Source organism: Myxococcus sp. AM010 (assembly GCF_013372585.1).
Taxonomy (GTDB): Bacteria; Myxococcota; Myxococcia; order Myxococcales; family Myxococcaceae; genus Myxococcus; species Myxococcus vastator.
Map to the genome: position 1 here is coordinate 63,020 of NZ_JABXEO010000036.1, position 10,917 is coordinate 73,936.

Here is a 10,917-nt window from a genome sequence, read left to right on the forward strand (position 1 = left end):
GGCCTAACGGGCCTCCGCGCGGAGGCTGCCCACCAGCGCGTGGCCCAAGGCGTTGGCGCGGCTGGTGAGCGTCTTGAGCTGCCGGCTGAAGACGTTGAAGGCCACCACCGCCGGGATCGCCACCGCCAGCCCCACGGCCGTGGCGACGAGCGCTTCGGAGATGCCCGCCATGACGGTCTGCTGCATGGCCCCGCCGCCGCCCTGGGCGTTCATCTTCCCCAGGTCGTTGAAGGCCTTGATGATGCCCAGCACCGTGCCGAACAGCCCGATGAAGGGCGCGTTGTTGCCCAGCGTGCCCAGGTACGACAGGAAGCGCTCGTAGCGCGGGCGCTCACGCGACAGCGTGGAGGCAATCACCTGCTCCACCGTGTCCGCGCCCTGGTCGGCGCACGCCAGCCCTTCGCGCAGGATGGCGGCCTCCATGCCCTGACGCCCCTGGATGGCGGCCTTCACCGCGTCCAGCTCTCCGCGCGACAGCCGCACCGCCAGGGCCTCCGAGTCCGGCAGCCGGTGACGAGCGAAGTACACCGTGCGCTCCAGCATGATGGCGATGGAGAGCACCGACAGACACACCAGCACCCACAGCACCCACTCCGCGGACGTGAGCGTCACCCCCAGCAGCTTGCTGCTGAGCCAGCCCAGCTGCTCCGGGTGCGCCTGGGCGAGAACGGCGATGGACGGCATGGTGTCTTTCCTGTCGCGAAAACACGTTGGCGCGACCGAAACACCGGACCCGAATTGAAGTGTCACCCGGTGGTCGGATTTTTTCCGGGCCCCTCTGACGGCGAGGGGCCAGAATGCCCGCCATGCGAGGAAAAACGGTGGTCGTCACGGGCGCCTCGGCGGGCATCGGCGAGGCGCTGGCGGTGGTGCTGGCCGGACGCGGCGCCAACCTGGTGCTGGCGGCGCGCAACGAGGAAGCGCTCCAGCGAGTGAAGGCCCGGTGCGAGTCAGCCGGCGGGCGCGCGGTGGTGGTGCCCACCGATGTCGGTGACGCGGAGGCCTGCCGCCGCCTGGTGGAGCGGGCGGTGGAGGCGTTCGGCGGCATCGACGTGCTCGTCAACAACGCGGGCGTGACGATGGACGCGCGCGTGGACGAGGTGAAGGACCTGTCCCTCTTCGACCGGCTGATGCGCATCAACTACCTGGGCGCGGTGTACTGCACCCACCACGCCCTGCCCCACCTCAAGGCCCTGCGCGGGCTGGTGGTGGCGGTGTCGTCCCTCACGGGCAAGACAGGCGTGCCCAACCGCAGCGGCTACGCGGCCAGCAAGCACGCCATGCACGGCTTCTTCGACTCGCTGCGCATCGAGCTGCGCGGCACCGGCGTGGACGTGACGGTGGTGTGCCCCGGCTTCGTCGCCACCAACATCCGCGACAGCGCGCTGGGCGCGGACGGCCAGCCCGTGCGGAAGAGCAAGCACGACGAGAGCGCGGGCAACATGGACGTGGACACCTGCGTGGCCATCATCCTGCGCGCCATGGAGCGGCGCGAGCGCGAGGTGGTCATGACGACCAAGGCCCGCGTCGCCCAGTTCCTCAAGCTGGTGGCCCCGGGCGTGGTGGACCGCATCGCCGCGAAGGCCATCCAGGACCGGCAGCGGTAGTCCGCGCGGCTCAGGCGGCCGGCGGAGGCGTGGCCGGCCGCTCCACGCGCGTCAGCAGCCCGGTGATTCCCTCGAAGGTGGCGTTGCCCACCTGGTGCAGGCCGAAGCCCCAGAGGAAGGCCGTCATGCCCGCGCCGAAGCCGCCCCACGTGGGCGAGAAGACGTTGAGCAACTGAAGCCCCAGCCCCACCGCCACCGTGGTGAGCAGCGCCAGCACGCCCAGCTCCACCAGCCACATGTGACGGGGCGATGGCAGCGGCATGCCCTCGAAGTCGCCCAGCGCGGGCGCCCCCGCGGGCGCCTCCGGCAGCGCGGGGATGCTGCCGCCGCTGGGCGCGGTGGGCGGAGGCACGGAGGGCGCCCCCGCTCCCACATCACCCAACGCGGACTCCAGGAGGATGCTCCTCGCCGTCCGCTGGGACTGACTGGCGGAGACGAACCGGACGCGCGCCTCGCCATACTTCACCGCGGCCTCGTGCGATGACGCGGTCACCAGGAGGCCCTGGGCCTCGCCCAGGAGCGCCTCCACTTCCTCGAGCGCCTGCGTCTGTGCGTCGGACTCGCTGACCTGCCGCGCCTCGTCCACCGCGCCGCGCATCTCCTCGATGAGCTGGCGCACATAGGCGGCGTGCGCGCCCTGGTACATGCGGACGGCATCATCCACGCTGGTGTTGGCCCGCTCCCGGGCCCTCTCCAGCAGGGACTTCACGCGCTGGGTCAGGGCGGCCCACTCCTCCTCCGTGAAGCCGCGCGGCGGCGTGCGGGCCGCCAGGGATTCGGACAGCTCCTCGCACAGGATGTCGAAGTAGGAGCGGCGAGCGGATTCGAGCTGTCGCCGGGCCGCGTCCAGCGCGCCCTGGGCCAGCTGCTTCCGGACGGACTCCAGCGGGGACATCAGCTCGAACTTGAGCCGGAAGCCCAGCGAGTCTCCACCGTGCTGGTCCACCAGCGTCTGCGCCTGCCGGTCGATGTCCTGCAACCGCGCCTCCAGCCCGGCCCGCGCCAGCCCGTCCACGTCCAGCTCCCGCACCTTGGCGGCGAGGCTGTCCAGACGCTCGGTTGCGCTGTCCTCCGCGCGCAGCGCGCCCTCCACCTCCGCCAGCAACTGGCTCGCCTGCTCCGGGCGCAGCTCCGCCGGGAGCACATCCAGCTTGCGTGAGGTGTCACACCACGCGCCATACAGGCGCAGGCGAGGCTCCAGCGCGGTCAGCGCCTCGTCGCCCACGCGGATGCCTCGCACCGGCCGGCGAATCTCCGACGCGAGCCCGTTCACCTGTCCCAGCATCACCTGCCCCACCTCGCGCGCCCGAGCCCCCTGCCCGCTCACCACGGCCTGGAGCCGGCGGTGCAGCTCCATGACCCGCTGCAAGCGCAGCGTCCGGGGCCGGATGCGCTGCGAGTACAGGCGCACGCCGAACGACGACACGGCCCCCGCCGCGATGAGCAACGCGCCCCAAAGCCAGGGCGAGCTCACCCACAAGGTGAAGGGCTGCTCCACCGGCAGGCCCGAGCGCACCGACAGGCGCACGGTGCCGGTGTACTCCCCCGGCCCTTCCAGGCCCCGCAGGCTCAAGAGCAGCGCGCCGCTCCCATGCGCGCTCACGGGAAGGCCGCCTTCCAGGGACGTGATGTCCAGGTTGCCGCCATCCGGCTTCCCGCCCTCCAGCGCGAAGCGCACGCCCTGGAAGCGCGGCTGGATGAGGGCCGAGTCCATGTCCGGCGCCTTGCGCTGAAGCTGCAGCAACTGGGGCACCGACACGACGCCGCCCACGCCCGCCGTCTCCTTGAACGGCAGCCGCACGGTGGCGTCGATGGAGCCCCAGCCCCAGCCCGCGGACGTCACCGCCGGCGACGTGGCGATGAACTGCACCGCGGGCACCGCCTGCACGCGCGTGACGATGAGCGCGGTGGTCTCCCGCCCTCGCGCGTGCACCAGCACCACGTGGCCCGTGTAGTCACCCGTGACGGGCAGGCGCCCGGTCAGCTCGACGTGAATGGGGCGCCGCGTGGAGATGGGCACCGTGGCGCTCCCAGCCTCCGCTTCCTTCACCACGGCCTGCAACGCCACCTGCACGCCGTCCTGGGACTGGAGTGGATCCACCAGCACCGTCACGCCCCCGGGCAGCTCACCGTCGCCACCGCGAACCACGCCGCCAGCCACCGCCACGTCGCCGCCCCCCTCCGACGCGCCCAGCAGGTCCACGCGCAGCACGTGCCGGAAGTCCTCCGACGCCGTCCGCAGCTTCACCTCGTTGCTGGCGGAGGCACCCGCCACGCGCAGCGAGGGCTCGGCGCTGGCCCTCCAAGGAAGGGCGAGCAACAGGAGCAGGGCCGGGAGACGCACGAGCCCCCACGCGGAGTGGGTGACGGCGGGACGGGTGCCAGCAAAGCGCATTCACTGACTGTATCAGGCGCCCCCCATGCCTCCACTTCGCGCCCTACGCCCAGCCCAGTTGGTTCAACATGCTCCCGGACAGGCTGCCGCGGATGGTGTCGATGGGGATGCCCTCGTTGTGTCCCACCGACGCGGACGGGACACGAGGCCCGCCGCTGTGGTGCAGCGCTGCCAGCCGCAGGTCCTGGGTGAAGCAGGGGGCCCCCGAGGAGCCCGGCCCCGTACACGCGCGGTACGCCACGCGCGTGCGGCCCGGGTTGACGCCCAGGAACTCATCGAGCGCGACGCTCATCGGCTGGCCCGCCGGGTGCTGGACGATGAGCACCAGGCTGCCGGGCGTGAAGGACTCCCGCGAGTCGGGCAGCGCCAGCCAGCCTCGGGGCTCCCCGTCGACCAGGTCCTCGCCGGGCACGCCCGCCACCTCGAGGAAGGCGTAGTCCAGCTCGCCCGGCGTGGCATCGCGCGGACGCGGGTGCATCAGGTCCGCGGGGCTGTAGGGACTGCGCGCCAGACAGCGCGTCACGCGGTACACCGTCCCCGGATGGAGCAGCGTCCCGTCCTGGAGGACCTTGCGGCCGAAGCGCACCCGCAGCGACTCCAGCAGCCTGTTCTCGATGACGTGGAAGTTGGTGAGCACGACGTTGGGGGACACCAGGAAGCCCGTGCCCAGCGCCGCGCCCACCTCCGGCTCCACGCGGCACACCTGCCGCTCGATGGAGGTCAGGCGCTTGCGCCAGCGCTCGCGCTCGGCGTCCGCCCGGCCGCTGCCGAAGATGCGCTCCAGTCCGACGCGGGGGATGCTGCGCTGGACGGACGCGAGGTACACCTGCACGAAGCGTTGGAGGCGGGGGTGCCGGGGCAGGGCCTGGTAGGCGCCGCGAATCAACTCGCGCAGCCAGCCCTCCGCCTCCGCCATGTGGATGAGCGTGAAGACGCGCTCACGCAGCCCGCCGGAGATGCCCAGCGCCTCCAAATCCCTGCGGCAGGTGGCGGCCACGACCCGGCGGAGGTGCTCCACCGAGGCAAACGCGCTGGTCAGCGCCCGCTGTAGCTCGTCCCTCTCCGCGCCGTCGAGCTCCATGCTTGCCACCCACGACGAAACAACCCTGGGAGCGGTTGCGACTCCGTGTTGCTGCTGGGAAACCTGTGCATCCCCTGCGTGGGTGCCCAGTTGGGAGCGCGGACTACATTTCCTGGAGGCCCGTGAAGTCACCACGAGTCGACACATAACGCGCCTCCCGGCGCCAGGGCAGTGGCCCGGGGGGCAGGAAGTGACAGCGATTTCCCCTCAGCGGATGGCCCACGTAGCGGGGGGTACGTAGGACACCAGGTCAGGCCGCGACAGGGCCATCAGCGACGACGCGCCTCCCTGGAGCGTGCCCGCCAGCGTCGGGATGACGCGGAAGCGCGCCTGGAAGGGCTCGCCCGGCCCTCGGGGATGAAGCCGCAGCGTCACCGCGCCATCCTCGCTCTCCCAGGACGCCACCTTCCCTTCTTGCACGAGCGCCTCCAGGCTGGCGGTGTCCACCTGCACGCCCGCGGGCAGCCCGTGGCGAATCACCAGCGGCAGGCCTGACGGCGTGGACGCCTGGAGCGTCACCTCCGACGGCTGCCCCACCTTCGCGTCCGAGGGCACCTCCACGGACAGCTCCAGACCTGCCTGTGCCTGCTGCGTCCACGGCACCGCGGCGCTCAACGCCAGCGCGTAGCCCAGCCCGGGCACCGCGGGCTCCGCGCGCACCGTCCAGGTATGCGCGCCGCCAGAGCCCGGCGCCGCCGCCTCCAGCGACATCACCTCGCGCAGGGCCTTGGCGTCGAAGGTGCCCTCGGTGATGACCTGGCCATCCCGCTCCAGCACCACCCGCACCTGGGCGGGCAGCGGTTCCCGGAAGAGGGACACCACGGCCTGCAACGCCAGGCGGTTGGCGCGCCCGTTTCCCCAGCCATTCACTGGCTCGTAGCTGGCGAGCAACGCGGCGCCCAGGTCCGCCACGGGGGCCTTCGCGTCGCCCTCCAGGGCCAGCACGGCCAGCGCGGTGGCCTCGGCCTCCGTCGGCGTGCCGCCCGCGGCGTCCACCACGCCCTCCTCCACCGGCAGGAACGCGGCGCCCTCGTCGCGCCGCTGCACGGCGTCCCGCACCTGCTCGCGCAGTGAGTCGCGCAGCGAGCCCGTCACCGCGCCGCTCGCGAGCAGCGCCGCCGCCGTGTAGCCGTCCTTGACGTGCGCCCGGTTGCGCTCCAGCGCGCCCGAGGCCCGCGCGGTGAAGAAGGCCGCGCGGCGCTTGCCCTCCGGCGTCACCGCCGCCGCGGTCACCGCGCGCGTGCAGTCCGCGGTGGCCACCAGCAGCCGCTGGAGCGTCCAGCCGGAGCCGCCCTGACAGGTGCCGTCCGGGAGCTGCGCCGCCGCCACCTGCGCGGCCAGCCGCTCGCCCAGGCGGGCCAGCACCGGGTTGTCCGGATGCGCCAACGCGCCCTCCGCCAACAGCGCCGCCGTGGCCACGTCCGGCGCGCGGCTCCACCGCAGCGCGCGCTGCGTCGCCCGCATCAGCCCCGTCCGCACCGACTCCACGTCCACCTCGCCGGGCTCCGGAGGCACGGGCGCCTTCAGCCGCTGCCCGGGCGTGCTCAGCGCCTTCAGCGCCTCCGCGGACCGCGTCTCCCCCAGCGCGGTCAGGAGCCGCGGCGCGCGGCCCGCCAGCAGCAGCGAATAGGCCACGCCGGACACGTCCTCGCGCGCGCTCGCGTTCAGCAGCTCCGAGCGCAGCACGCCCAGCCCGCCGGGGAACACCCGCACCCGGACGCGCTCGCTCCCTGGCTGCGCGTCCACCGCCCCGGAGAGCGACAGCGAGCGCGGCGCCGCCAGCGTGCCACCGCGCGTCTCCATCACCGGTCGCCCCGTGGACCACACGGGGAAGTCCCGCACCACCGCGTCGGTGGCGCCCAGCGCCGCGCGCACCGCCACCTGCCCCGGCATGGCCACCCGCACCGTGACGTACTCCACCACGCTGCCGCGCGCCGGAACGCGCACGGTGCGGCTGCCGCCCTCCACCAGCGCGCCCGGCACCTCCACCTTCAAGGACGCCTCCACCGCCGCGTCCGTGGTGTTCATCACCTGCACCGGCATCCGCACGGCGTCGCCCACGCGCAGGAAGGCCGGCAGCACCGGGTCCACGTACGTGGGCAGCGTGCCCGTGAAGGACGTCACCGTGCCGGACTGCGCGCCCGAGCGCGAGTGCGCCAGCGCCAGCACCCGCCACTGCGTGAGGCGGTCCGGCACGCGCACCGGCACCGTCGCCACGCCGGACGCGTCCGTCACCACCAGGGGCTCGAAGAGGAACGTCTCCGGGAACCAGGCGCGGCTGGGCGTGGCGTCCGCCTCCGCGCCGCCCCCGCCCTTCGACGAGCCCTCGGCGGCCAGCCCGAAGAGGGCGCCGCGGGGCTTGTTCGCGAACGCGGGCATCTCCTCCAGCGCCATCGGCGCCCCCGCCATGACCGGAGCGTCGGCCATCACCTCCTGCTCGCCGTCGTACGCGGAGCTCTGTCCAAAGGCGCGGAGACTCTTTGTCGCCTGAGGCGCGGGCTCACCCGCCAGCGCTTCCGCCGAAGCGCCGAACAGGCGCCGCACGTTGTCACCGAAGAGCGCCACGAACATCACCAACCCCACCAGGGTCGCCAGGGAGCAGCCCACCCCGGCGAAGAACGAGCGATTCATGGCGCCTCCCGGGCAACCCAAGCGTTCCAGTTCTCCACGTCCTCCGGCAGCCGCGTGCCGCTGGACACCACCGCCCGAGGGTCGGTGAGGGCCAGCAGGTCCACGGGCAGCCGCGACAGCTTCAGTTGGCGGCCAAAGGCATCCGTCACCTTGTCACCTCGCTGCTCACACGCCGCCAGCGCGCCCTCCCACAACCGGGCCATGCCCGCCGGGTCCAGCGTCTGCCCCTCGGGGGCCTTCTCCTCCCAGGCGCGCACCTGCGCGTGCAGCTCCCCCAGCACGGTGTAGAAGGGCTCGGTCAGCTCCGACTCCGGCTCGAAGGCCGTCACGGCGTTCACCGTCACGCGGGGCTCCGTGTGCTCGCGCCGAGGCACGTCGCTCACCCGCAGCACCGCCGCCGACGCCGCGTTGGCCCCGCGGATGCGGCCCATGGCCAGCGCCTGGCCGTCCAGGACACCAAAGGCCGGCGAGGACACCGTGGGCACGGGCCGCAGCTGTCCCAGCGCGTCCGGCCCTGGCAGCGGCGCCAGCTGCGCCAGCGTCTCATCCACGCCGAAGAGCCCCACCGCCGCCGGTCCGTCCTGGCCATCCACCCGCGTCCGCAGCTGGAGCCGGGCCAGCTCGCCGGGGGCGTAGCGCGGCTTGTCCGGCGTCACCTCCACGGAGAGCTGCGCGCGCGGCGCCACGTACACCCGGCCCTGCGCGCCTTCCCAGGCCGTCATCGCCCAGCCCTCGAAGTCCTCGGGCAGCTTGAAGCGGACCGAGCGCGTCGCCTTGTCCACCTTCGCTTCCAGCCGTTGGTTGCCCGCCTGGAGCGCCAGGGTGTCGGGCAGCGGGCCCGCGAACCGGGGACCGCGCAGCAGCTCGATGCGGACCTCCTCGCCGCCGCGCGCCAGCACGGGCGTGGCGCGCAGGCGCGTGGGTGGCACCTCCGCCGGACGCAGCACCAGCTTCGTCTCGCCCACGGCCTCTCCCCCCTGGGTGCCGCTCACCTTCAGCTCGTAGCCCAGGAAGGTGGTGGCCTGGGCGACGCCCTGGCGCCCCATTCCGGCGGATGGCTGGGCGGTGAGGTGCGCCACGCCCAGGGCATCCTCCGTCCGCGCCGCATCGGACAGCCGGACGCGCGCGAAGCGCTCCTGGATGCAGGGCAGGGCTGACGCGGCCAGCGCGCCCGACTGCTTCGGCAGCGTCACCCAGGTCAGCGACTCCAGGCCCCGCTTCCCCAGCCGCCAGCTCAAGGCCGCGGGCAGCGGGGCTTCCATGCTCAGGTCCCGCGGCAGACACGCGCGCGCATCGCGGGCCGCGTCCGCCAGCGCGGCCACCAGCGACTCAGGGGCGCCATGGGCCGAATCCACCTCCAACTCCAACTCCGGCAGGCCCGGGTCGCGCACGCTCAGGTCCACCTGGAGGACCCGCTCGCGCCCGGCGGGCAGCGTGCGCGAACGCAGCACGGAGGCCACGCAGGCGGGCAGCGGCGACGCCCCCGTCACCACGTCCAGCACCGCGCCCGAGGCACTCACGCGCAGGCCGAGCTCGACATCCAGCTCGCCCTGCTCGCGCGTCACGAAGCGCGCACAGGGCACGAGCGCGGGCAACGCCTTCTCCAGCGCGAGCAGGTCCTCCAGCGAGGCCTCCATCCCCGGCGCCAGCAGGCTGCGCGTCTGGCCCAGCCGCACCGTGGGCTCGGGCGGCGGCGGACGCACGGGCATGGGCGGCACCACGACGTTGACGGGCGGCCCGGGGTCCAGCTGGAAGACGGCCACGCCGTCCTCGTCCGTCACCGCGCGCACGCCTTCGTCCCGCGGGTCCCAGGCGCGCTTCACCGTCAGCTCCGTGCCCGGCAGCACCTGCCCCGCGGCCGTCGTCGCGCGCACATAGACGCGGTTGTTGAAGCCCGGCGCCAGGCCGCCCTCCACCTCCGTCACCGCCGACACCTGCAGCGCGTCCTCGGCCAGCAGCAGCGACACGCCGCCTTCGATGCGGTCTCCCGCCGCGTCCCGCGCCACCAGCCGCGCCACGAGCCGCGCCTGCCCGCGCAGGTCCATGGGCACGCGCGGCAGCGACAGGCGGAAGCGCCCCGCGGCGTCGGTGCGCGCGCGGTCCGGCAGGCCTCCCGTTTGCCACTCCGTCGGCGCGGGCCAGTCACCCTGGACATCCCACGTCAGGCTCACCTCGACGGCGGCCACCGGCGCGCCCGAGGCATACGTCACCTGCCCATCCACCACCGGCACCTCGTCCGCGCGCCAGAAGGGCCGGGCGCTGCGCGCCTCCACGCGGAAGCGCGGCAGGGTGAAGGGCTTCACCTCGAAGGACGCCGAGGCCTGCGCCCCGCCGCTCACCCAGTTCACCGTCCACGTCCCTTGCGGCGCGCCGCGGTCCAGCGGGAAGCGCCCGGCCACCACGCCCCAGGGCCCGGCCGGCGCGCGCTCCTCCAGCACCACCTCTCCGGTGGAATCCCGCACCACCCACGTCCCCGGCCGCCCATCCAGCGGCGCCAGGTCCTTGGCCCTCAGCACCACCGCGCGGAAGAGGACCTCGTGGCCCGGCTCGTACAGGGGCCGGTCCGTCAGCACATGCGCCAGGGCATTGGCGTACAGCGGCAGCGGCGCATCCACGGTGTCCGTGCCCAGCGGCGAGGTGACGCGGGCCCGGAGCTGGTAGTCACCGTCCGGCACCTCCGGCACCACCACGCGGGCCGACAGCCCCCGGTCGTCCTGGGTGCGCGTCCAGTCCGTCTCCTGGGCCAGGGGAAGCGGCGTCTCCTTCCCCGCCCCGTCCACCAGGAACATGGCGGCCGTGGCCTTCGTCACCGGGGCCTTCATCATCTGGCCGGATTCCGGGTGCGGCGCCAGCGCGTGCGTCACGACGAACACCTGCCCCGTGTCGCCGCGCGCCAGGCCGGAGCCATGGACCTCCACCACCTGGCGGAACTGTCCGTCGGGACAGCTCGGCACCTTCACTCCTCGCAGGACCCAGGCGGAAAGGCAGACGTCCCAGGAGGCAAAGGCCACCGCGCCCCCCACGAGCAACGCAGCCAGTCCTCCTCCCAGCAGCCGGCGGCGCCGGAAGCGGATTGTCATCGGTTCTCCCCTTCCGTCCACTCTATGCCGGGAAGGCGGGCCCTGAAGAGCCCCCCGTTCTTCGCGTGGCGCGATTCGGTGCGCTAGGGTCACCGCCCCTTGTCAGCGCCCAAGCCCAAATCC

6 protein-coding genes are annotated in these 10,917 nt (G+C 73.5%); 1 reads left to right on the forward strand and 5 read right to left on the reverse strand.

Annotation, left to right across the window (positions count from 1 at the left end):
- Positions 1-3 precede the first annotated feature (3 nt).
- On the reverse strand, positions 4-684 hold the full coding sequence (locus HV826_RS18190; protein WP_176418295.1) for a MotA/TolQ/ExbB proton channel family protein: 681 nt from the start codon (positions 682-684) through the stop codon (positions 4-6).
- Between the two features lie 113 nt (positions 685-797).
- Between HV826_RS18190 and HV826_RS18195 the strand changes: the two genes are divergently transcribed.
- Positions 798-1,607 (forward strand): SDR family oxidoreductase, encoded by an 810-nt coding sequence (locus HV826_RS18195; protein WP_176418296.1) that lies wholly within the window; start codon positions 798-800, stop codon positions 1,605-1,607.
- A gap of 10 nt (positions 1,608-1,617) precedes the next feature.
- Here HV826_RS18195 and HV826_RS18200 read toward each other — a convergent pair whose 3' ends face one another.
- The 4 genes from HV826_RS18200 to HV826_RS18215 form a co-directional block, all read right to left on the reverse strand.
- The gene (locus HV826_RS18200) at positions 1,618-4,002 is read right to left on the reverse strand and encodes a hypothetical protein (protein WP_176418297.1); all 2,385 of its coding nucleotides are present in this window, start codon (positions 4,000-4,002) and stop codon (positions 1,618-1,620) included.
- A gap of 43 nt (positions 4,003-4,045) precedes the next feature.
- On the reverse strand, positions 4,046-5,083 hold the full coding sequence (locus tag HV826_RS18205) for an effector-associated domain EAD1-containing protein (protein ID WP_176418298.1): 1,038 nt from the start codon (positions 5,081-5,083) through the stop codon (positions 4,046-4,048).
- 207 nt (positions 5,084-5,290) lie between these two features.
- On the reverse strand, positions 5,291-7,714 hold the full coding sequence (locus HV826_RS18210) for an alpha-2-macroglobulin family protein (protein ID WP_255217277.1): 2,424 nt from the start codon (positions 7,712-7,714) through the stop codon (positions 5,291-5,293).
- Entirely contained in the window at positions 7,711-10,794 is a 3,084-nt protein-coding gene (locus tag HV826_RS18215; protein WP_176418300.1) for an MG2 domain-containing protein, read from the reverse strand. Before HV826_RS18215 ends, HV826_RS18210 begins: the two co-directional genes overlap by 4 nt.
- Between the last annotated feature and the right edge of the window lie 123 nt (positions 10,795-10,917).